Source organism: Arcticibacterium sp. GJ41-1 (assembly GCF_055808875.1).
The window spans coordinates 161543-185301 of sequence record NZ_CM147888.1 but is presented as its reverse complement, the minus strand read 5'-3'; the positions used below and the strand labels follow the sequence as shown (position 1 = coordinate 185301).

The following is a 23759-nucleotide window of genomic DNA, read 5'->3' as shown; positions in this document are numbered from 1 at the left end:
AATTTGCTATCTCTGAACCGAATCCTGAAAAATAAGAAATATTTAGAGCATGGAAAAACCATTGTTTTTAGATATTTTCTATATGGAATTGGAATAATAGAGGGGCTCGTTTTGCCTTACTTTCTAGTGGATTCTCCAAGCCTATATTCAGATATTGAGTATTATAAAAACGCAATCTTACTGTTTCCTAATGTCTTGTTAGGTTCTTATAATGGATATACTTACGTGAAGTATAATTATGGGATTGATTATTTTCCTGTCCTTTTAAAAATTGGGCTTGTATCTAGTGTAGTAGTTGCAGTTGTTTTCGGATTTTCAGTTGGCTTACCTTTTTTAATACTTCCCTTAATATTTATTAATCTTTTTACAATTGTTGAGCAAAGGTTAAGGGTTGAGAAAAAGTTTAATTTGGCGTTTGCGTTTAAACCACTCTTGGCTTTGTTTAGTATGGTTTTAGCATTTATCTATTTTAAATTTGATGTAAGCCTTTCGTTTGATGAGTTTATTTTTTTTACGTTTCTTATTTCTTTTGCTCTATGGTTTCTGATGTCATCTAAGTATATAGATTATACTGAGCTTTCTTTAAAAATTAGGAATAAGGATTTAATTAGGTACTATGTTTTAGTTAAGAAGATTTTCACGTCTCTCCTTGCAACAATTGTGGTTGGCCTATTGATTTTTTTCGAACGTTACTTGGTTGATAAGTACTATGGAGCTGAGCTACCCACTTATACTTTTGCTTTTAAACTGTCACAGATAATTGTTGTTTTGATTAGTTCTTTTAGTTATCTGTCAAATATTTTTTTCGGCGAAAAAATCAACCTTCTAAATAGAAATAATTTACTAAAGCAGCTAAAAGTTTCCTTGTTGTCATATTGTGTTCTCTTGGTTGCTTTTAGTGTTTTTTTGATGATAATAACCCCTTTATACCCACAGTTCGATAATGTAATATTGGTGACGCTATCTATAGCTGTTTTCAAGGGCTTCTTTTTCTTAACTGGTATTTTTAGCCCAATCGCTGTCTATAAGGACTTTAATAATAAACTATTAATTGCGATTACTATAATTTCCATTATCAATGTTTCTCTTGCCCTTTTTATAGCAATTAACCAGTTTTCAATTTATCTTCTTTTCTTTGTGGATGGGATATGTATTTCTTTGTACTCCTTGTATATTTTAAATATTGTTTTTAGAAAAGTAAAATACTCATAACTAATGATGCCAACTCCTTTGAAAGTGTCCTCTGTAGACCTTAAAAATCTTGCAAGTTATCTTGTTCAGAGAGCGAAAATGAAAGCACTTATTGCTTTTGGAGAGAAAGTGCCTAAAGTAAAGACTACTGAAATACTCGGTACCACTATAAAACTTAATATCACAGATATCGAACAGCGATATTTGTATGAGGATTGTAATAGGGAGCCCGAAAATATTTTCGTTTATAGAGCCTTGGCCAGAATGGGTTTGTGTAAAACCTTTTTGGATGTAGGGGCAAATTATGGTCATGAGGCAATACTTTTAGTAAACGACTATTCTTCTATTGTTTTAGTAGAGCCTAACCCAAGGGCCGTGGAAACCTTAAAGGAAATTTTTCAAAACAATAAGAATGTTAACATTTTAAATGTGGCTATTGTTTCTAAAGATTCACCTAGAGAACTTGAACTCAAGGTACCATTAGATAGCTCAGGACTTGCCTCTTTTGAAGACTCTCCCTTAATGCGTGATAAGGTGGAAACTTTTATGTGTGAAGGAAAAACGCTAAAAGAATGTATTGGCTTAGAGGAGCTTTCACACACTTACGTTAAAATCGATATTGAAGGGGGAGAGTTTAAAATTCTTCAAGATGCTGCTGAGGATATTATGAAGTCAGGGGCAATTGTAGGTTTTGAAGCACTTTCTAGAGAATATGCAAAAAAATGCTCTTCCTTATTAAATGGGTATACATTTTACTATGGTAAGTTTGACTTTCTAGCTGACCACGGTTCTTTAATGACTCCAGGAAGGATTTTTAAAACTCTTTTTGGCTGGAAGCGTTCTATCTCAGTTTATAAGGTTCCTGACGGAGATTTTTCCAATACACCAGATAATTTTAGTCAGGTATACTGTGTGCCAAACAGTAAAGTTGACACTTTTGAAATGGCAGTGAAAAAAATGGCTTTAGATGTAAAGGAAATTGATCTTATTAGCAATAATTACTAACACTAAATGGAAGATATTAGCCAACTATTTAGAAGTGATAATAAAGGTAAAAAAGTCTTATTATTTGCCAGAGAGCCTACGGGTTACGGAAATCTTTTCCGAGACTATGGAGATAAAATAATAAAAAACCATCTTAAAGCGGATTCCTATGAAATCCTTTCGGACTATCCTCTAAAAACTGACTTTTATATCGATTTAAATAAATATTCCAAGACTGATTTTACGGCAGAGGATTATGCTTTTTTTGAGTCGGTTCTTGATTTTGAGTCTATAATAAAGAATGATAGGTTTTTTAGAATACATATACCTTATCTAGAGGCTTTAAATTACATATTTAACTGTTCTAAGTTTCTGCTAGAATTCTTTCGGGCTAATAAGTACGATATATTAGTAACTAATATGCCAGATTGTTATGTTGTGGATTTATTAACACAAATAGCTAGGCACTTTGGTGTTTCTGTGGTTTCCTTTTGTGGTAGTTCATTTGGGAAAGCTCATTGTAGAATTACTGAACGTGGAGAGGTGAATAATGTGAGGGATATTACAGAGGATGAGATAGATGACTTTATCGCTGAAATACAATCAAAATCAGTACAACCATACGTTTCTTCAAAAAAGCAGGTCTATCAAAAAGTGGCCAAATACTACTTTACCTATAAGCTGAAGTATTTTTGGCACTACCTTATTCAGTTTAAATTGCTGAATAATAAGAATTATAGATATTTGATGACTGTAGTAGATACCTACCCAAGAAATTTATTAGATATTTTTGGGGTTTCTAGTTTATTTACAAATAACGTAGAGTCTTTTAAGGAGCGTGATACTAAAAAAATAGTTTACATTCCACTCCACTACCATCCCGAGTCCACCACGGAATATTGGGTACCTAGAGAAAATTACTTGTCTTATTATCCATCCCTGTTTAAGACTATTAGCAGTTATTCTAAAAGAGGGTATACTGTTTTAGTTAAAGAGCATACAGCATCTTATTTAAGAAGAGAAAGGAAGGTATATAAGGATATTTTGTCTTTCGAAAACACTTATTTAATTAGTCCTTTTGTGTCTACATTTGAAATGTTTGATATTTCAGAATATATTGTTGTTTGGACGGGAACTACTGGGGTAGAAGCAATTATGTCGGATAAAAAGGTGGTTTTGGCAGAGTCAGAAGTTTATTACAGTAGAGGGCTTTTACCTTTTGTAGGGGATGAAGGAGAGGCCAGAAGTTTAACCAGAAAAGAAAAGGAAGAGGTTGCAAGGGTTTGTTTAGAAAGCATCGTGGCAATTAAATAAAGCCATGTTAATTAATAGTATTAGAGAATGTCCTCATTAAGTTTTCCAGTAAAGTGTTTCCTGTTTGGTTGGGTTCTGGTAATAGGCATTCGTTTTTTCGGACTTATGGCTTATACTCCTATTAGTCATGAGACAACTTTTGCAATAGCTCTGTTTATCGTTTTTTTTATTGTTGGTTTTTACCTAGGAACCTTCTGGTTAATTCAATTTAGAAAAAACGTCAGAATATTTGTTGGAAAACTCGAACCTAATAAAAGTTTAAGTTTTTTGATTTATGTTACAGTTTTTCTCTCTTTCATATGTGTTTTTTTTATGTATTTGAAGGTTAGAAACTTATCTTCTCATTATGGTTCTAATCTAAGTCTAGAGGGTTTTTCGGAAATAAGAAGTGCCAGCATTGGCGATGACAGTAAAGAGTTGGGTTCGAGCTTCTTTGGCATGATATCTAGCTTACTCTTTGGATTTCCAGTTTTAGCCGGACTTTTAGCTGTATTCTACTCAAAAGTGCTAAGTTCAAGAACTCTCTTAGTGCTTAATGGTATGTTTATAATAGGTGCTTTGTCTTCCTTTATGACTGGAGGAAGGTTTACCGCATTTACTTTTTTATTAATGTATCTTTTTGCAAGAGCTATTGGACCAGTAAAACTTAAGAAGAAAGTCAAATATCTTTTAATGGTTGCGGTAAGTGTTTTTATTATAATATCGAGTCAAATATTTCTTGACAGAATTGGAGAAAGGGACATAAGCCAGGTAGCATATCTTCTTAAATTGTGTCAACCAAAACCTTTTGCAGAAAAGTTATTAAGCATAAACCCTAACCTTGTTACACTTACCATCTATTTTGAGTATTACGTGGCACACGGAGTAAACCAACTAGATGTGCTTCTGAGTGCTCCTGACCCACAGAATTTTCCATATTGGGGTGCTTACCAGTTAAAGACCTTTGTTATAATGTTTAATAAATTGGGTTTTGATATAATTAACTCTACTGAAATTACAGCTGAAATCATTAACCCAGGGGTTTATTTTACTGAGATTGGAGCTATGTATCTTGACTTTGGTTCTTTTTTCTCTGTAATTGTTACATTTATTTTTGGAGTATTATTGGGAATAGTTTGGAAGAGGTATTTGGTTTTAAAAACCTTGTCTGATTTTTTTCTAAGTATAATCTTCCTTTCGCTTATATCGGTGTCATCAATAGTTAGTTTGGTAGGTGCGGGATACTTTTCGGCTATTATTGTCTCTGCCTTGTTTGTGATTATATTTGATTTATTGTATCCTTTGCCAGTAACAGAATAGAAATTATGAGGTTCAGGTATTCTTTGGGAAGTGTTATATACTTAGCATACTGTTTTTTGAGGACTAAACTAATCGCTCGAAAGGCACGCTTAATGCGTTTCCCTATAGATATTAGAGGCAGATCTTTTATAGATTTTGGAGAGAGTTTGACTACAGGAGTGGGCTGCAGAATTGAAGCGGAGTTTGTTGGCAATGAACATAAGCAAAAAACAAAAATATTTTTTGGTAGAAACATACAAATCAATGATTATGTGCATATAACCGCGGCAAAAAAAATCACATTTGGAGATAATGTGCTAATCGCGAGTAAGGTATACATATCAGACTGTAGTCACGGAAGCTACGGCTTTGAGGGGCATCATGACAGTCCTTTAAGTATTCCTAAAGACAGAAAGACGTATGCTGACGAGGTGAAGATTGGAGATAATGTATGGTTGGGAGAAAATGTGGCAGTACTAATGGGGGTAGAAATAGGTAAGGGTAGTATAGTAGGGGCTAATTCGGTTGTGACGAAAAGCATACCTGCAAACTGTATTGTAGCTGGAGTGCCAGCGAAGGTTATTAAAAAATTTGACTTTGATTTAAATCAGTGGAGAAAGGTATAAAGATGAAATACGATTACTGTATTATAGGTTCTGGTATAGGTGGGGGAATGTTGTTAGATTCGTTGATTAAAAAGAACCCAAATAGTAAAATAGCGGTAATAGAGGCAGGAGGATATCGCCCTAAAAAAGACCCGCATTATGAATCAACAGGTTTGCCATTTAAAATGATAACTACAAGTGTTCAGGTGGGAGGAACCAGTAACCTGTGGCATGGTGTCTTGAGTTTTTTAGATGAAATTGATTTTAAAAAACGTTCTTGGATTCCTAAGAGTGGTTGGCCCATAGTTAGAGATGATATCATGTCTTATTATAAGAAGGCTGCAAGTTTCTTTGGGGTAGAGGAGTATAATTATTTCTTTTTAAGTCGACTTAATGCTTTTTTAAAGAAGTCTGTTGAGAGCATACGCTTTAATAGCGATCTTTTGGAAAATAAATTGTTTCAGCAACCCAAGAATGTTTTAAGCCTAAAAAAAACTATTAGAGACATTACGGTAAAGCATGCGAATGTACAGCTTTATGATAATACTACTGCTTTAGCTTTGAAGGAGGGTATTTCAGGTACTGTAAGTTCTTGTCTTGTTGGCTGTGGAGAAGGCCAGACGAAGGAAATTTTTGCAGACAAATTTATAGTTTGTGCTGGGGCTTTGGAAACGCCGAGGTTACTTCTAAATTCTAACTGGATACAAAATAAAAACATTGGTAGGTACTTAATGGATCACCCTATGGGAAATTTGGTCCAACTAAAATTTAGGAAAAAGCAAAAGGCTCATATCTATTCCACCACCCCTTATGGAAACGGAACAAAAATCAAAACAGGTTTGGTTTTTAAAGAGGAATGTCAAGAGAAATTTAAACTCCCTAATCATAATTTTTACATAAGACCCTCTTTTGTGAAGGGCATAGATGATAAATCGGAAAAGATAAAATTATCTCTTTTGACTTATAAAAGTGGAAAACTTAGCCTCTCAGATATAAAAAACACCTTGTTGAATTTAAATGTGGTTAGGCAGATTTTAACCTATAAGCTTTCTCTTAATGTATCTTATAAGTACGCTGACCTGTTTTTTATGACAGAGCAAGTACCAAGTTGGGATAGCCATGTGGGTTTGTCTGAAATTAAAGACGAGTATGGATATAGAAAAGCTAATGTGAATTGGTGCTTAGCTCCATATGATATCGAAAACATGAGACAGGTGTATAATATGTGTCTTAAAAACTTCTTCGATGATAAGGATTTTGAAATAACGCATAGGGAAAGTGATTTCAATTGGGAAAATATTTTCACCTCAGGTGCACATCATGTGGGAACGGCAAGAATGGCCGATTCTGATGCCGACGGAGTAGTAGATGCTGATTTAAAGGTTTTTAATACAAAGAATCTTTATGTATGCGATGGCTCGGTTTTTCCTACCTCTGGAAATGTAAACATAGGGCTGACCATAGCCGCTTTGGCTCTTAGGTTGGCAGACCATTTAGAAGATAAGGCATGACTTTAGGGATAATTGGTGGCAGCGGTTTTATTGGGAATGATTTTCTTCAAAGATATGGGGCTAATTTTTCCGCCATACGGGTGTTGCATAGAAGGCCGGTAGAAAAGCTAAGTGCTAATATGGTCGAAATTATTGGTTCGCTAGACAATAAGGAGGCCATTGAAGGCTTGACAGAGGGTTGTGATGTCTTAGTACACGCAGGGTTTGACCATTCTTATAAAGACAACCTTATAGGTATTAAGAATATACTAAAGGCCTGTGATAAAAATAGTGTTAAAACGCTTATATATCTCAGCTCTTATATAGTTTATGATTTAAACAAGGAGAGACCTCCAATTACCGAAAATTCTGAAAAATCGAAACTTCAAGATATTTATACCCATGAAAAGCAAAAGATAGAAAGCTTATTAGCAAAGGCACCATCATCATTGCTGAAAATTGTTTTACAACCTAGCATTGTTTATGGCTTGGAAGGAAACTGGAGTAAAACCATAATAGGTCTATTGCGTTTGCCGGAGTTAACCATTCCGAAAAATGGAAAAGAAAATGTGGCGGCGGTATATGTAGCAGATGTTTCTCAAGCCATTTTTAGGGCTACTCAACAAGAAAGAATAAAATTTAAGAATGGCTATCAATGTTTTTTGATCTCCAATAAAAATACGGTTCAATGGCATGATTTATATAAGTTACATGCAGCTGCTATGTCTGGGGAGTCTAAAGAACTTGATTATTCACTTAGTAATGAAAATATTTTTGCAGAGGGAAACTTGAAAAATCTTATAATAAGAATACTCTATTCTAAGTTGGCTGGTTTTTTTATGCGGCCACTGCTCAAAATACTTAAAGGTATTTTGGAGTCAAAGAAAACCGCTTCAGACAAATTGCAAAAAAACAGCGTCAGCTTGAATGGCCTGTCTAGGGCACTTCACTTTGGAAGTCCCAGTGTTAAAATTTATAAAGCGGAACAGGAGCTAGGTTATAAACCAGAATACCATTTAGAAAAGTCTTTTAAAGAAATGTGCATTAATTATGACAAGTAGTGTAAAGGTTTCTATCATAACACCCATGTATAATGCAAGTGCTTATATTTCTGAGACCATAGAGTCTGTTATAAATCAATCTTACGAAAACTGGGAAATGCTCATAAGTGATGACTGCTCCCAGGATGATAGTGTAGCGGTGGTAAAAGCTTATGCTGAAAAAGATACTCGCATTAAAGTCTTCTTAAACCCTAAGAATGTAGGACCAGCGGAAACTAGGAATACAAGCTTGACTAAGGCAAATGGTCGTTTTATTGCTTTTTTAGATGCGGACGATCTTTGGAGTACGGATAAACTTGAAGAGCAACTTCATTTTATGCTTAATAAATCCATAGGTTTTTCTTTTACCGAGTTTCACCGCTTTAAAGGAAATTTACAAGGTGAGCGAGTAAGTATTCCCAAAACGATAGTCTACACTGAACTGCTAAAAAATACCGCAATTGCTACTTCAACTGTTTTAATTGATACAAAGATTGTTACACCGCCAATAAAAATGCGGCAAGTTTTTTATGATGATTTCGTGTTGTGGTTGGAAATTTTAAAAAAGGAGTCTAAAGCTTATGGTTTACAGAAAGATTTGATGGCATATAGAGTATTGCCTGGTTCTGTTTCCAGAAATAAACTTAATTCGGCAGTGGAGGTTTGGAAAACTTATAGAGTAATTGAGAAAATAAACTTATTAAAGTCTGCTTGGTTCTTCGTAAATTGGACTTTTAATGCTGTAAAGAAGTACCGAAAGTTTTAAGATTTAGAAAAACCATTTAATAAAAAAGGTCTATTATGCTTTAGATTAAAGAAAATGGTGTATACTTTTATTTCGTAATAATTGACTAAAAAAAAATAACATGAAGAAATTTTACAAACTGCTGCCTGCGATTCTTGGAATTGCTGTAGCCACAAGCACATTTGCACAAGATAACGTAGGTATAGGTACTAAAAGTCCAGATAACTCTGCGGTATTAGATATTCAATCTCAAAACAAGGGTCTATTGATACCTAGAATGAGTTTGGAAGAAAGAAATTTAATTGATAATCCTGCTCAGGGTTTGTTAGTTTATCAAACTGGCGAAGATGCGGGTTTTTACTTTTTTAATGGTAAAGATTGGTCTGCAATGACTGACAATGAAGCGAAGTCTATAGCGGCAGATCCTAACGACTGGGCTAAATCGGGTAATGCAGGAACAACTCCAGGGACCGATTTCATAGGGACTACTGATGATAAGGCTCTTATGTTTAAGACCAATGGTGTAGAAGCAGGTAAAATCGGAAATTCTACCTCAAGAAATGTGTCACTAGGTTATGCTTCAATGAGAAATATAACAACAGGTACTGATAATGTGGCTATCGGTCATTTTTCAATGCTTCAGGCAGTGGGAGCCGTTAGTTATAACGTTGCTATTGGATCGAATGCTTTAGGATTCAAAGCAAATCCAGGTAATTTTAATATGGCGATTGGTAGAAACTCATTGTCTTACAATGAAGGAATTGCTAACGTTGCTGTAGGTGACGCTGCTCTTCAGAAGAATACTACGGGAGCTTATAATATTGCTATTGGACAAAATGCGATGTCTCAAAACTTGACAGGTAGTAACAATACTATTATTGGTAGATCTGCGGGGTATAATTCGACTGGTAGTAGAAATGTGTTAATTGGTTATTCTGCGGGTTATAATGAAACTGGTTCGGATAAATTATATGTAGCCGCTTCTAACACTGCCACACCACTTATTTATGGTGATTTCTCTGCTAAGTTTGTATCTATTGGAGATGTGGATCCTGCAAAAAGAGCTTCTGCAAATAGTTCTGGAGGGTATAACCTTTTGGTAAAAGGCGGTATTTTAACAGAGAAAGTAAAAGTAGCATTAGCTTCTTCTGCTGACTGGGCTGATTATGTTTTTGCTGATGATTATAAATTAATGCCATTAAGTGATGTTGAGAAATTTGTAAATGAAAACAATCATTTACCAAACGTTCCTTCTGCAGACCAAATGGCTGCAAATGGTTTAGAAGTGGCCGAGACTTCTAAAATGTTTATGGAGAAAATTGAGGAATTGACCCTTTACATGATTGAACTAAATAAAGAGGTTAAGTCTTTAAAGGCCGAAAATCAGGCTCTTAAAGCGTCTATTAAATAATTCGCATATTTAGTGTTATTTTTAATATAGAGCCTTTAGTGATAAAGGCTCTATTTTTATGAATATATTATTAACAGGTTCTACAGGTTTTTTAGGCTCTCATATTTATGATCAATTGATTGTAAATAATGAGATTAGGGAAGTTGTTAGAAAGACAAGAACAAATAATAAGAAATACATTGTTTGTGATTTGGCTGAGGAAATACCAGAAATTGACGAAGGCAATATTGATGCGGTTGTTCATTGTGCTGGTTTGGCACATTTTGTTCCTAAGTCAAAAGAGGATAAAGCTAATTTTTATGATAAAAATTTAGCAATTACGTCTAATCTTTTACTGGCTTTAGAAAAAAGCAAATTAAGACTTCGTTACTTTATTTATATAAGTTCTGTTGCCGTCTATGGGCTAGAGAAGGGTAAATCGATTGACGAATCGACCCCATTAAATGCAAAAGATCCTTATGGTCTTAGCAAAATTAAAAGTGAAGAAATTATTAAAGAGTGGTGTGATGAAAATCAGATAGTTTTAACTATCCTGAGGCCAGCATTAATTGTGGGAGATAAACCACTAGGGAATCTAGGTACCATGATTTCTGCGATAAAAAAGGGTTATTACGTAAGAATTGTTGGTAATACGGCACAAAAGAGTGCTGTGTTGGCTTCTGATATTGCTAATGTTATACCAAAGGCTTTTGAAATTGGCGGAATATATAACCTTTCGGATGGAAGGAACTTTACCTTTAGAGAGTTGGAAAAAGTGCTAAAGCAAAGTTTTGGTGTTTCAAAGAAGACGTTTTTAATACCTTTGTTTGCTGTAAAGTTTGTGGCTAAAATTGGCGACTTAATAGAGTATGTTACGGGGAAAGGCTTTTTAGTTAACTCTAAAAAACTAAACAAAATTACTTGTGACTTAACTTTTAGTAGCTCTTTAGCTACTTTAAAGTTGGGTTGGAAGCCTAGGTCCATTATGGATTTTTACCTTAATAATAAGAAATGACTTATTTTTTACTTTTCCTTTTGATGCTGTTTTCTACAGTGCTTTATATAAAAATAGCAACTAAGTTTAACATTGTAGATGTGCCAAACGAGAGAAGTTCTCATAGTGAGGTGACCATTCGTGGTTTAGGAATGGTCTTTATACTTTCTTCTATTTTTTATTTTATCTATAGCGACTTTCAGTACCCATTTTTTATGCTAGGCCTGGTCTTAGCGGGAACTATTAGTTTTATAGACGACATATACACTATTTCAAGTAAAACGAGAATTCTGGTGCAAATAGCCTCAGTTTGTTTTTTGCTTTTTGAGCTAGGTGTTTTTGACGAACATTTTCTTTGGGTAGGCTTTCTTCTAGTTCTTGGGGTAGGTATTATCAATGGATTTAATTTTATGGATGGAATTAATGGGCTAACGGGCTCTTACGGGCTGATTACCGTTTTGACCTTGATTTATATCAATATGTATCTCATTGAATTTGTTGATAACGATTTTTTAGTTTTCGTGGGAGCTAGTTTGCTTATTTTCTTGGCCTATAATTTCAGAAAAAGGGCTAAAGGCTTTTCTGGTGATGTTGGAAGCATTGGGATAGGTCTTTTGATAATATTTTTTGTGTTTCGGTTAATAATAGTTTCCGACAACTATAGATACATTTTTCTTATTTTTATATATGGATTGGATACGATAAGTACAATATTGATAAGGCTTTATGATAAAGAGAATATTTTTGTAGCACATCGTCGTCATTTTTATCAATTACTAACGAATGAAGTTGGGCTTGGGCATTTAAAGATTGCATTGTTTTATGCTGTTGTACAAGCCTTACTTAATTGTTGGATTATTTACTATCCAACCTTGGATGTGCTTTTTTTAATACCATATCTTACTGTATTTGTCTTGATCTTGTATTGTAGATTAAGGATTGAAAAAACATTTCAAGTTTCCGTAAAATAAAAACTCAAATAGAGTAATTAAAAAGCTGAGTATTAAGACGTAATTTTGGTAAAAGTAAAGTACAACTTGATGAGAAGATTAACTAAATACACAACGAATTTTGTCTCTAAGTGGCTCATTCTGGTTATTGACGTTTTTATTGTAGCAGCTTCCTTTACTTTAGCTACTATGGTTAAGTCTAATTTTGAATTAGACTATATCAGTCCGGGTTTATTTAAGTACCATCTTTTTTTAGTCACGCTCTTCCGATTAGTCTTTTTTCTTTTCTACCGTTCTTATACTGGAATAGTAAGACATACTAGCTTTGAAGACGCTAAGGTCATTATCAAGGCTGTTTTTTCTTCTAGCGTTTTGCTCTTTCTTTTGTCGTATAACTCTTTGTTTGGAATAAAACTAGCAATCCCATCATCTATTCTATTAATAGACTTTTTCATTTTGACCTTTTCCATGATAGCAAGTCGCTTTCTAGTGAAACTGGTTTATGACAAGATGATAACCACATATAAGAAAGAAAAGCATGTCATAATTTACGGAGCAGGGCATTTAGGACGAATAACAAAAAACTCTCTATTGAATGATAAGAGGTACAAGTATAAGATTATTTGTTTTTTAGATGATAACCCTCAACTTAAAGGAAAGTCAATTGAGGGCGTGATAGTTTTGAATAAAAAGGAGAATTTAAAAGATTTTATCTTAAAGAATTTGGCCTTTTTTCCTGATATGGAATTGATTTTTGCAATTCAAAGTATTAGCTCGATACAGCGGAATGAAATTATTGATGAAATTTTAGAAACAGGAGTTAAGCTAAAAACATTGCCTCCAATAAAACAATGGATGAATGGAGAGCTAAAGGCTAACGAAATTCACCAAATTAAAATTGAAGATTTATTGCAACGGGAGCCAATAAAGCTTAATAATCGTTTAGTTTCTGATTATATAAAAGATAAGACTATAATGATTACCGGTGGAGCTGGCTCCATAGGTTCTGAGATTATTCGTCAGGCTCTTAAGTTTGAGCCATCTAGTATTGTGGTAATTGACCAAGCAGAGTCGGCTATTTATGATATCGAATCTGAACTAAAGAGGCTAAGGAATAGAGAGGATGAGAAAACAACTTTGGACTTCATTGTTTGTAATATTACAAATTTAAATAGGATGGAGCATTTGGTGAGTAAGTATAAGCCACATGTTATTTTTCACGCTGCAGCTTATAAACATGTACCTCTTATGGAGGCAGACCCTTTTAATGCGATTGAAGTAAATATATTAGGAACTTGTCAGTTAGCAGATTTAGCACTAAAACATAAGGTAAGTCGGTTTGTTTTTGTTTCTACAGATAAGGCGGTAAATCCAACAAATGTAATGGGTGCGAGTAAGAGAGTTGCAGAAATGTATATTCAAAGCTTGAGCTTACAACAAAACTCGACGAGGTTCATAACTACGAGGTTTGGAAATGTGCTAGGTTCAAATGGGTCTGTAATTCCTCTTTTTAAAAAACAAATAGAGTCTGGGGGACCTGTGACTGTTACGGACCCTGAAATTATTAGATATTTCATGACGATTCCAGAAGCTTGTCAGCTTGTCTTGGAGGCAGGTACGATGGGTAAGGGCGGAGAGATATTTGTCTTTGAAATGGGTGAACCAGTTAAGATACTTAATTTAGCTAAGAGAATGATTCGTTTGTCAGGATTGGAGCCTGGGGAGGATATAGAAATTAAGTTTACTGGACTAAGGCCGGGCGAGAAGCTGTTTGAAGAGTTATTAAATGATGCTGAGTCAACTAAACCAACACATCACCCTAAAATACTTATTGCTCAAGTTAGGCCAAACTCTTTAGAAGAGATTTCTAGTGCTATTAATTCACTTCGCAAGTCTCTGAACCGTGCTACGTCAATGGAATTGGTCATGGTTTTAAAAGACGTAGTTCCTGAATATACTAGTCAAAACTCTAAGTATGAAGTGCTTGACACTAAGGCTATAAAAAAGATTTCGCTATAGTGACGTTTCCTCCAAAATTATTTGGTAAGAGCTCTCCATTATCGTAAGCTATAGATAGGCGGTAACTAATTGATTTTTGATTTCTAGTAAAGTTAACTAAAAAAGAGTTTTGCTTTTTTGAAATAGGGAAACGGTAATTGCCTTTACTAAGTGAGGTCGAGTACCTAAGCATAACTGAAATTTCGTCTAATTTACCTAGTGCACCTAGGCTCAAGACGTTTATTCGATTATTTACCAAATAATTTGGACTAAGTGTTTTTAGTTGTGATTGGCTAAAATGGTTGCTATAAGATGTTAATGGTAGGATGAATGGAGTTCCAATAGTTCTTTTTTTATAGGTATAGCCATCTTGATAGACGCCGTTATTAAAATAATTGTCAACTCCACGGAATTCAGGTATAAATCCCAATCCACTTAGGGAGCCACCTTGGTTTGTTGTACTCAAATATTCAAGATTAAGGCCATTGAGTTGGAACCTTCTAGAATTGGACAAAGAGTTTTTAGAAGAATAGGAGATTCCAGTAAGGCCGTCACTGACATTGTTTAAATAGTATAGAGAGCCATCTTCATATATATTACTTCTATATAACTTAATAAACCCAGAGGGGGCCTCAAACTCTAGCATCATATCTAAAGTACCCAAATGGTTTCCAGCTCTATTAAATGCGTCGTTAAAGGGTACTCCATCTTTGCTTTGTCCGGCATCCAGGTCTTTATTGAGGCTAGTCCCAGTTACTACTTTTAAGTATGTCGATAAATCACTTGGGAAATCCGTGATAAACTGTTCTGTTTTTTGATCATAAAAAGGGTTTACGGGTTTACCCGCCCACTGTACTTGATGATTAAAACCACCGTAAATTTTTATTTTCCAAACTGGACGCCCAATTCGGAGGTATATTGATTTTTGATGTAAATAGTAATTCTGTACAGAATCAGCACTTCCAAACCAACCGTGTGCAAAACTTACCTTGACAGCCAGAAGGTCATTTTTTGTTATGGATAAATAGTTAGGTGTAGAAATTTGAACTTTAGGGATAGGCAGTGCATTGCCAGACCAAATAAAAGAGCCGGTGGTCATAAGAGTGTCAACTAATCCAACTATTTCTTTTTTTCTTCCTGCATATAATTCAAAACCTCCGAGACGAACTTTAGCATAAGCTTCAGATAGTATACCTTGGTTTATTTTCCCCGCATTGATTACTCCCGTAAGACCGTAACCATAACTAAACTTATTTAGAACCTTATCTCGCGTGTAGAGGCTGTCATATTCATGCTTAACCGAGGCTTTTAATTGTAGAAACTGCGATTCGTAGGGAACTTCTCCATATTGGTTAGCTTGTAACCAAAAAGGAAGCCTATCAGTGGATGATAGAAATAAAGAAGAAGCAGCTGTATACTTATTGTTCTTTATAATACTCTGGCATAAACCATCTATTCCTGCAAGGATTAATGCAAGAGCAATTGGTATACAGGATAATCCCTTTCTCATTATTTGATTATATTAATAAGGCCAGAGTAGGACAGGTTTTCACTTCTTTTGTTAAGGGCCTCCACGCTAAATGTAAATGTTCCCGAAGGTAAAATTATTCCTTTATAACTACCATCCCAACTAAAATATGGGTCATCACTATAAAAAACTATTCTTCCCCAACGGTCATAAATCTTAATTTCAAAGGAACTTAAAGCATTTAAGCTTCCGAAAACCTTAAAGGTTTTATTCTCTAATACACTGCTGGTGGGAGAGAAAGTATTAGGGAAGAAAAACTCCGCTTCTATTGGGAGTGTTGCGATATTGGAGAAAGACTCTAAGCCAGATGCCGTTATAACACGGATAATGAAACGTGCTTCAAATTCATTGTTCTCTAAGTTGGGTTCATAGTCTCCTTCTTCAAAATTGGTCCCAGAAGAAATAGATGTTCTTAAGGTAGGATCTGTTTCGTCAATAGCAATAATTTCATAAGCCGCTATTGAGTTTGGAGAGAAAGGGAGATTCTCTTCCCAAAATATTTCTGAAACACTATCAGTTTCCAAATAAATAGAACAAACTTCAGGAGAGAGTTTAGACTTACTCCCGCATTCGTCCAAGTATTGGATTTGAAAGCACCGACTTTTAGAAGAGGCGTCTAAATCAGGGTTAAAGGAGCTTTGTGAAGCATCAATACTATCAATAAGATTTGATTCGCTATAAAGGTAAAATTTATCTTTAGTCAATAGCCAGCCACTGTCATCCTTAAATTTGACTATTGGTGAATTATTATCAATGGATACAAATAGATTATTTATACTATCAGGCTCAAAGTCTTTTCGAGAAATACATCTTTCGTTTGATATGCTTTCACCAAAGAATTTATGGTAGTATAGCTGTCCTTCTGTAGTGATTCTAATTCTATAACAAAAGTCTTTTTTACAATCTATAGGTTCAGTATATGGGTTGTTTGAGTTCAAAATGCTTTTAGACGTTGCTTCTTGACCAGCCTCACTTGTCAGGATTTCGGTATTGAAAGTGAGAAAAGTTCCGTACGAAGTAGAGTTTGCGAAGTTTAGTAAATTCGTTTTATAATTCTCCCAAGAGAGTATATTCTCTTTCTCTAAACCTTGAATTTCATTTAAAGGAGTTGTGCAAACCTCCGCGGAAAATTCATCACCGCAAGATATTAGGCCTTTGGCATGGAAGCAATATGACTTTTCTGGGTTTTCTATATCGAATGGGATAATACCAGGAGATTGATTTTCTAAGTAAATTTGGTAAGGGTTTTGACCTTTTTCTGATTTATAAATGGAGTATCCTCCGGACCTGAATGAGCCACTTAATGTTAATTCACCACTTGTTTCATCTAATAACTCTATTTTATCAATATTGGGGTGAAATGCAAGATCGCCATCCAACTTACTAGAACTTGTAAGTGTTATTGGACTAGGAGCTCCACAATTTAATGCAAGACCTGTGTAGAAACCCTCCACATTGATGCTGACAGGTAATGTTATGTTTTTAGTTTTTGAAAAAGATAGTTCATCTTTGGTAACTGTTTCTTTTGCTCCGGTTCCCCAATTAATTTCATAGTAATCAAAATCATTGATATTAGTTTTTGGAATATCAATGGTCAAACTATTGCTGTTACATAGTGTGTAGCTAAACTTAGGAGTATTGTCTACACGAACAGTTACATTCTCGCAAGAATAAAAATCTTTTCCATTTGTATCTTTTCCATATTGTAATATGGTATAGTTCGAGGTTTCTTCAGGTTTAAAATAGGTGTTTTCAAGGCCAGTACTTGGACTCAGTTCATTTAGTTTTGACTTGGCTTGGCCTTGATAATAATAGATGTATTTGATGTCAGAACCTCCAGTTTTATCTTCTAGTTTTACGGTGTATGGGCCACAACCAACAGCTGCAGTAAGTAGTTCAAAGCCACCAGAAATTGATTCGGTGCTATTGCAGAGGTCTTGAGAATGGGCTGTAAGGTGAATTGTCATCCAGACACAGATGTTTAAGACTACCTTAACGTATGATTTTATGTTATAGTTTTTTCCCATGCCCATTTGCCCAAAAGATTCTAAAGATACGCAGCTTTTAGCTTATATTTTGAATTTATTATTTAGTGGTACTTAGGAGCGATAGACTCTGAGCTATTTTAACATGTACCTTAAAGACGTTCTAGAGCCAAAAGAGGAAGTATATAGAGACCCACTGTCTAAGGAAAATACTTGTTGCAAAAGCCAATTCTGATTTAGTTCTTTCTGAAGAAGTAGATTTAGCGAATATTGCTTTTTTAAGAATTCCTTACCAAAAGTGCCATAGTTAAGAGAATAGGCTTGTCTAATTTCATAATTGGCAAATTTGATGTTTCCTCTAAGCAATAATGAAAAGTATTTAATTCTATTATTGTATCTAATTGCCCCGTTCTCTGATTTATATATAATAAAAGGGTTGCCAATAATTCTATTTTTATAAGACCAGCTTTGGTAGACACCATGAAAAAAATAGTTGTCTACCTCTCCAGAATTACTTTTGTTCACCTTTCCAAATCTTGTTCTGCCATGGCTTTTAGAATAAAAGAACTCGAATGCAATTTTGTTTAAATTGTCGTGAGGTAAGTTTAATGCAAATGTATATAGGCCATCTTCAATATTGTTTAGATTTTTAATTGATCGTCCGAAATCATATGGTTGTTGCTTCCCAATAAAAAGTTTGAAATTATGGATTTTTATTTCGGTACCGATATCAACAGAGCCTAATTGATTTCCTATCGCATTTCCTCCATCGTTTCCCGTTACTTTTTGAGTATTTGGGGGGGTGATTTTTTGTAAGAAAGGAATTAGCAGGTATTGGTATGAGTAGAGCGGGTATGGTGCCAGATAGCCATCTATGGTAGGAGGGTATGGTCCACTTATGTTTTTCAATATTTCAGAATAGCCTCCCCACATAGCTTGGTGGTTAATACCAGCATAAAGTCTCACCTTAGAATTGTTGTTCCCTATTTTTGCATATAACCATTTTTGATGCAAAAGGTGGCTAGAAACTACACTGTCTTTGCCAAACCAACCATGTGATATTCCTGCTTTAAAGGAGAAAACTCCTTTTTTATCAATTGGGACATACCCAGGGGTATGCAATTGTATTTTTGGTATGGGTAAAGCGTTTCCAGACCAGATATAGGAGCCAGAAGTGCTAGAGGTGTCGGTAAGTCCAAATATTTCTTTTCTTCTACCGACGTAGAATTCTAAAGCTTTCCAACGGGCTTTTAAATAAGCTTCGGAAATGATGAATTGATTTTTTTTACTGAAATTGTTTACAACTGTAGTACCATATGCCCAATCAACCCTTTTTAATTTACCTAAAACATTTCTTGAACTGTCATATTGGTTTCTAAGAGAATACTTAAGTTGAAGGGAAGGTAGTGTTTCGGGTGTTTCTCCATAATTATTTGCTTGAAGCCAAAAGGGAGCCTTGTTTTCATTGGCAAGGAATAGGCTTGACTCTAGCCACATTGTTGTTCTTTTGGCCGATTGGGCCATCAATGTCACATTTGCACCCCAAAGGGCAATCGAAATCAGTAGTATTTTTTGTTTAAGGGAGTGCAAAACCTATTTTTTTAATGAGTTTTTACTAAGTTATGGAATTGAATTCACAGTGTTGTTTTTTTGTTGATTGAAATGCTGTTTTTTATGGCCTTTATTTATTTTACGGAAGGTCATTTTTCCTCATTTCGATAAAATGTTCAATAAATCACATAATTTTGTAAATTCAAAAATGATAAAGTCTTTGGGATTTAATTCGAATATATGAGACACTTCCTATTTTTTTTTCTTTTCAGTTCCTTGCTCTTTTCTTGTGCAAGAAACATTACTTCCAAAAACAGTGGGAGCTCCAGTGAGGTTTCTAATTATGAAGAGTCATTGAGCGGAGTTCGTCCAAAAAGTGATTTCAATGAGAGCGTTAAAGAGGTTGTTGAAGAGGAATTGGATACTAGAGCTTATGTTCCCGAAGAGCTGAAAAGTGAGAATGTGAAAATTGATGGTGTATTATCTGAAATTTCAAGACATAATTCATCTATTTCGGAATTGCCTGGGTATAGGCTACAAGTTTATTCAGGGAATAGCAGAGGAGGTTTTGAGCAGGCAAAGTCATACATTCTTCAGCACTTTCCTGAATTAGAAATTTACGAGTCTTATAGTCAGCCTACTTATAGAATTAAGGTTGGTGATTTTTTAAAGAAAATGGATGCTGATAGGTACTATTCGTCTATAGTTAGTAGATTTTCTTCAGCAAAGGTTGTAATGGACAATGTGGATGTTCAAAGAAGTTTAAAAATAAATTAGAGTATTTTGAAAAAAGCACTTATTACTGGGGTTACTGGTCAAGACGGAGCCTACTTAGCTGAGTTTTTATTAGAAAAGGGGTATGAAGTTCATGGCATAAAAAGAAGAGCATCTCTTTTTAATACGGATAGAATAGATCATATCTATAAAGATCTTCACGAAGCTGATGTAAGGTTTATACTCCATTATGGAGATTTAAGTGATTCTACTAACATTATTCGAATTATTCAAGATGTTCAGCCAGATGAAATTTATAACCTAGGAGCCATGTCTCATGTGCAGGTTAGTTTTGATTCGCCAGAGTATACGGCTAATGTGGACGGTATAGGTACTTTGAGGATTTTAGAAGCAGTTAGGATTTTAGGGTTGACAGAAAAGACTAGAATCTATCAGGCCTCGACTTCAGAACTGTATGGTCTTGTACAGGAGGTTCCTCAAAAAGAAACAACGCCTTTTTACCCTCGCTCACCATATGCTGTGGCTAAGATGTATGCCTACTGGATTACGGTTAACTACAGAGAGGCTTATAATATGTACGCCTGTAATGGTATTCTTTTTAATCATGAGTCTCCACTAAGAGGAGAAACTTTTGTTACAAGAAAAATAACTAGAGCCACTGCTCAAATAGCCCTTGGAACAAAAGAGTGTTTGTATTTAGGGAATATGGACGCTAAAAGGGATTGGGGCCATGCAAAGGATTATATTGAAGCCATGTGGCTTATCCTTCAACAAGATAAAGCAGAGGATTTTGTGATTGCTACAGGTATTACCACTACGGTTAGAGATTTTGTTAGAATGTCTTTTAACGAAGTTGGGATCACGTTGGAGTTTAAGGGTAGTGAAGAAAAAGAGGTAGCGATAGTAGCTGCTTGCTCTAATCCCAAGTTTCAAATACCAATTGGTCAAACAGTGGTGGCGGTAGACCCGAAATACTATAGACCTACAGAAGTAGAGCTTTTAATAGGTGACCCTACAAAATCAAAAACCAAGCTTGGTTGGAAGCCTAAATATGACTTGCCAATGATGGTAAAAGAAATGGTTGAGGCTGATGTGAATTTGTTTACAAATCAATCTAGTCTTAACAAGGCCGGTAAGCCTTTATAATTTACGATCGTTTAATTCGTTGTAAATTAGCTTGTTTGTGGTTTATGTCTTCTTTTTGAAGAAATATATCATTTAACTATGCCGAAGTAAAAGGTTCATTTTGACCAAAGATATAATTGGAATGAAAATTGTAGAATAGGTCAATGTATCTTTAACACAGAAGTGATTAAATGAAAAAAAGCATTTACATACTATTGTTTCTAAGTTGTTTAGGAAATAAGGCATTTTCACAAGATCCTCAATTTTCTCAATTTTACGCGGCTCCCATGTACCATAATCCTGCATTTACAGGAAGTGGCTATGCACCTAGGGCTATATTTAACTTTAGAAACCAATGGCCTTCATTAGCGGCCAATTATACGACATCAGCAGTATCTGTTGATCATTATATTGACAAATTTAACAGTGGTGTTGGTTTAATGTTGGTGAGTGATCAGCAAGGAGCTAGCAGGTTAAAGAATACTGAGATATCTGGATTTTATTCTTATCAATTAAATTTGATAGATGACCATTTCTTAAGAATGGGTGTTCAGGCTACCAGCTCAAACAGAAGTTTTGATTCCAATGGATTAACTTTTCCAGATCAGTTTGATAATAATGGTTATACAGGAGACCCTTCGGGAGACCCATTAGCTAATACAGGTAGCACTGTGCATTTTGCTGATTTTAGTGCAGGTGTTTTATACTATAATCCAAAGGCATATTTAGGAGTATCAGTACATCACCTTACTCAGCCAGACATCGCTTTTACTGCATCTAATGATTTTCTGGCTAGGAAAATAATGGTTAATGGAGGCTTAAATATTCCATTGGCTGATTTATCAACTTCAAGTAATAAAGAGTTTGTTTTGATTCCAACATTTCTGTTTAAGCAACAAGGAAAGTTTAATCAATTAGACTTAGGAGCTTATGTAACCTACAGTCCATTAACTTTTGGTTTATGGTACAGAGGGATACCTGTAAAGAAAAACGATACCGACGCCTTGAATCACGATGCCATAGTAGCATTAGCTGGTTTTAGATTTGATAATTTTTCGTTTGGTTATAGTTATGATTTAACTATAAGTGGTTTAGGTGCATCTTCTGGAGGTTCGCATGAAATATCAATTGCATATCAATTTGACCCCTACGAGTCAAAACGAAGTCCGAGTGCTCGAAGGAGAAAAAAGTCATTGTCGTGCCCCAAGTTCTAGGAGGTACGACGAGACGTAATGGTAATTAAATGGAGGCTTGAGTTTTTCAAGCCTCTTTTTTTCGTTTATATTGCGTTGAACAACTTTCTAAAATAATTATTAAATAAGAATTTTATATGGCTTCAAATCTCTGGGCAAAAAAATCCATAGACAAACTGGTTCAGTCTGCATCGGGAGATGAAAATGAGCTAAAAAGAACACTCAGTTCCACCAGTTTGGTTGCTCTAGGAGTAGGGGCAATTATTGGTGCAGGTTTATTCTCGTTAACTGGTATTGCTGCAGCCAATCATGCGGGCCCCGCTGTAACCATTTCATTTGTTTTAGCAGCTGTAGGTTGTGCTTTTGCTGGTCTTTGTTATGCAGAGTTTGCATCTATGATACCTGTAGCAGGAAGTGCATATACATATTCCTATGCTACCATGGGTGAGTTTGTAGCTTGGATTATTGGTTGGGATTTGGTTTTAGAGTATGCACTTGGTGCAGCTACGGTGGCCGTATCTTGGTCAAGGTATCTTTTAGAGCTATTAAGTTCTTGGGGAATTCACTTGCCAGTGAATTTGGTTTGTTCTCCTTATGAGGTTCTTGAACTAGCCGACGGAACTATTGTAAATGGAGGTTATATCAATCTTCCAGCAGTTTTAATCGTGGTTTTTTTATCACTTTTATTAATCCGCGGAACTCATGAGTCGGCCAAGCTGAATAATATTCTGGTAGTTTTAAAGATTGCGGTGGTTATTCTTTTCATAACGCTTGGCTGGGGACACATCGATCCTCAAAATTATGTGCCCTATATTCCTGAGAACACTGGGGTTAGAAGTGAATTTGGTTGGACTGGAATTGCGACCGCCGCCGCCGTTGTGTTTTTTGCTTTTATTGGCTTTGATGCAGTTTCTACTGCAGCTCAGGAAGCAAAAAATCCTCAAAAAGGGATGCCTATTGGTATTTTGGGTTCTTTAGTTATTTGCACCATATTATACGTGTTGTTTTCTCATGTTATGACGGGCTTGGTTAACTATACTGAATTTGCGAATGATGCAAAACCAGCTGCTACAGCCTTTGCAAAAACGGGGTATGATTTTCTTCAAAATGGATTAATCATAGCTATTCTGGCAGGTTACACTTCTGTTATGTTGGTGATGCTCTTGGGGCAGAGTAGGGTGTTTTATTCTATGAGTACTGACGGATTATTGCCTAAGTTCTTTGGAAGTATTCATAAGAAATTTCATTCTCCATGGAAAACTAATTTATTCTTCATGGTTTTTGTTTGTCTTTTTGCTGGTTTTGTTCCAGTAAGTGATTTGGGGCATATGGTGAGTATAGGTACCCTTTTTGCTTTTAGCCTTGTTTGTGCGGGGGTTTGGGTTTTAAGGGTAAAAAGCCCTGAACTAAAAAGAGCTTTTAAAACGCCGTTAGTTCCTCTTGTTCCAATACTTGGAATACTTGTTTGTGTATACCTTATGACCTCTTTGCCTATTGAAGCTTGGTATAGGCTGGCAGCTTGGTTAGGTCTGGGCTTACTTATATATTTTGTGTATGGACGCAAAAACAGTAAAATCAATAAGGACTAAGGCTGAAATAAGTAATTTGATATCGATATTTCTTAATATGTGTTACTAATTCGTTTATCTTGCGAGCTAGAACC

At 35.1% G+C, this 23759-nt stretch carries 19 protein-coding genes; 16 read left to right on the top strand and 3 right to left on the bottom strand.

Going from position 1 to position 23759, the window contains the following annotated elements:
• Nucleotides 1-3: 3 nt before the first annotated feature.
• From AC0L6O_RS00765 to AC0L6O_RS00710, 12 genes are all read left to right on the top strand, one after another.
• A complete protein-coding gene (locus AC0L6O_RS00765) occupies nt 4-1212 on the top strand; it encodes a hypothetical protein (protein WP_473305570.1) in 1209 nt (402 codons plus the stop codon).
• A gap of 78 nt (nt 1213-1290) precedes the next feature.
• Nucleotides 1291-2196 (top strand): FkbM family methyltransferase, encoded by a 906-nt coding sequence (locus tag AC0L6O_RS00760; protein ID WP_473305569.1) that lies wholly within the window; start codon nt 1291-1293, stop codon nt 2194-2196.
• 6 nt (nt 2197-2202) lie between these two features.
• A complete protein-coding gene (locus tag AC0L6O_RS00755; RefSeq protein WP_473305567.1) occupies nt 2203-3489 on the top strand; it encodes a hypothetical protein in 1287 nt (428 codons plus the stop codon).
• A gap of 312 nt (nt 3490-3801) precedes the next feature.
• Complete coding sequence (locus tag AC0L6O_RS00750) at nt 3802-4788, top strand: hypothetical protein (RefSeq protein ID WP_473305565.1); 987 nt, start codon at nt 3802-3804, stop codon at nt 4786-4788.
• A 92-nt stretch (nt 4789-4880) separates the two neighbouring features.
• Nucleotides 4881-5393, top strand: a complete 513-nt coding sequence (locus AC0L6O_RS00745) for a DapH/DapD/GlmU-related protein (RefSeq protein WP_473305564.1) — start codon at nt 4881-4883, stop codon at nt 5391-5393.
• Complete coding sequence (locus tag AC0L6O_RS00740; RefSeq protein WP_473305563.1) at nt 5378-6883, top strand: GMC oxidoreductase; 1506 nt, start codon at nt 5378-5380, stop codon at nt 6881-6883. The genes AC0L6O_RS00745 and AC0L6O_RS00740 overlap by 16 nt, the downstream gene beginning before the upstream one ends.
• A complete protein-coding gene (locus tag AC0L6O_RS00735) occupies nt 6880-7923 on the top strand; it encodes an NAD-dependent epimerase/dehydratase family protein (RefSeq protein WP_473305562.1) in 1044 nt (347 codons plus the stop codon). The genes AC0L6O_RS00740 and AC0L6O_RS00735 overlap by 4 nt, the downstream gene beginning before the upstream one ends.
• A complete protein-coding gene (locus tag AC0L6O_RS00730; RefSeq protein ID WP_473305561.1) occupies nt 7913-8668 on the top strand; it encodes a glycosyltransferase family 2 protein in 756 nt (251 codons plus the stop codon). The genes AC0L6O_RS00735 and AC0L6O_RS00730 overlap by 11 nt, the downstream gene beginning before the upstream one ends.
• 100 nt (nt 8669-8768) lie before the next feature.
• Nucleotides 8769-10058: a hypothetical protein gene (locus tag AC0L6O_RS00725; RefSeq protein ID WP_473305560.1), complete on the top strand. Its 1290-nt coding sequence runs from the start codon at nt 8769-8771 to the stop codon at nt 10056-10058.
• 58 nt (nt 10059-10116) lie between these two features.
• Nucleotides 10117-11052: an NAD-dependent epimerase/dehydratase family protein gene (locus tag AC0L6O_RS00720; protein WP_473305559.1), complete on the top strand. Its 936-nt coding sequence runs from the start codon at nt 10117-10119 to the stop codon at nt 11050-11052.
• Nucleotides 11049-12002: an MraY family glycosyltransferase gene (locus tag AC0L6O_RS00715; RefSeq protein ID WP_473305557.1), complete on the top strand. Its 954-nt coding sequence runs from the start codon at nt 11049-11051 to the stop codon at nt 12000-12002. Before AC0L6O_RS00720 ends, AC0L6O_RS00715 begins: the two co-directional genes overlap by 4 nt.
• A 69-nt stretch (nt 12003-12071) precedes the next feature.
• On the top strand, nt 12072-14000 hold the full coding sequence (locus AC0L6O_RS00710; RefSeq protein ID WP_473305556.1) for a polysaccharide biosynthesis protein: 1929 nt from the start codon (nt 12072-12074) through the stop codon (nt 13998-14000).
• On the opposite strand, the gene AC0L6O_RS00705 is transcribed toward AC0L6O_RS00710, so the two are convergent.
• The 3 genes from AC0L6O_RS00705 to AC0L6O_RS00695 all read right to left on the bottom strand — a co-directional run bounded on the left by AC0L6O_RS00705 (nt 13978) and on the right by AC0L6O_RS00695 (nt 18989).
• Nucleotides 13978-15489, bottom strand: a complete 1512-nt coding sequence (locus tag AC0L6O_RS00705) for a capsule assembly Wzi family protein (RefSeq protein ID WP_473305555.1) — start codon at nt 15487-15489, stop codon at nt 13978-13980. The genes AC0L6O_RS00710 and AC0L6O_RS00705 overlap by 23 nt on opposite strands.
• Nucleotides 15489-17474 (bottom strand): T9SS type B sorting domain-containing protein, encoded by a 1986-nt coding sequence (locus AC0L6O_RS00700; RefSeq protein WP_473305554.1) that lies wholly within the window; start codon nt 17472-17474, stop codon nt 15489-15491. The genes AC0L6O_RS00705 and AC0L6O_RS00700 overlap by 1 nt, the downstream gene beginning before the upstream one ends.
• A gap of 153 nt (nt 17475-17627) precedes the next feature.
• Nucleotides 17628-18989 (bottom strand): hypothetical protein, encoded by a 1362-nt coding sequence (locus tag AC0L6O_RS00695; RefSeq protein ID WP_473305553.1) that lies wholly within the window; start codon nt 18987-18989, stop codon nt 17628-17630.
• Between the two features lie 294 nt (nt 18990-19283).
• Here AC0L6O_RS00695 and AC0L6O_RS00690 point away from each other — a divergent pair, with 294 nt between their 5' ends.
• From AC0L6O_RS00690 to AC0L6O_RS00675, 4 genes are all read left to right on the top strand, one after another.
• On the top strand, nt 19284-19820 hold the full coding sequence (locus AC0L6O_RS00690; protein WP_473305552.1) for an SPOR domain-containing protein: 537 nt from the start codon (nt 19284-19286) through the stop codon (nt 19818-19820).
• A gap of 6 nt (nt 19821-19826) precedes the next feature.
• Nucleotides 19827-20924, top strand: a complete 1098-nt coding sequence (gene gmd / locus AC0L6O_RS00685) for a GDP-mannose 4,6-dehydratase (RefSeq protein ID WP_473305551.1) — start codon at nt 19827-19829, stop codon at nt 20922-20924.
• A 170-nt stretch (nt 20925-21094) separates the two neighbouring features.
• Nucleotides 21095-22117 carry a PorP/SprF family type IX secretion system membrane protein gene (locus tag AC0L6O_RS00680; protein ID WP_473305549.1) on the top strand — a complete coding sequence of 341 codons (1023 nt, stop codon included), beginning with the start codon at nt 21095-21097 and terminating at the stop codon, nt 22115-22117.
• Between the two features lie 116 nt (nt 22118-22233).
• Complete coding sequence (locus AC0L6O_RS00675) at nt 22234-23685, top strand: amino acid permease (RefSeq protein WP_473305548.1); 1452 nt, start codon at nt 22234-22236, stop codon at nt 23683-23685.
• Nucleotides 23686-23759: the final 74 nt, after the last annotated feature.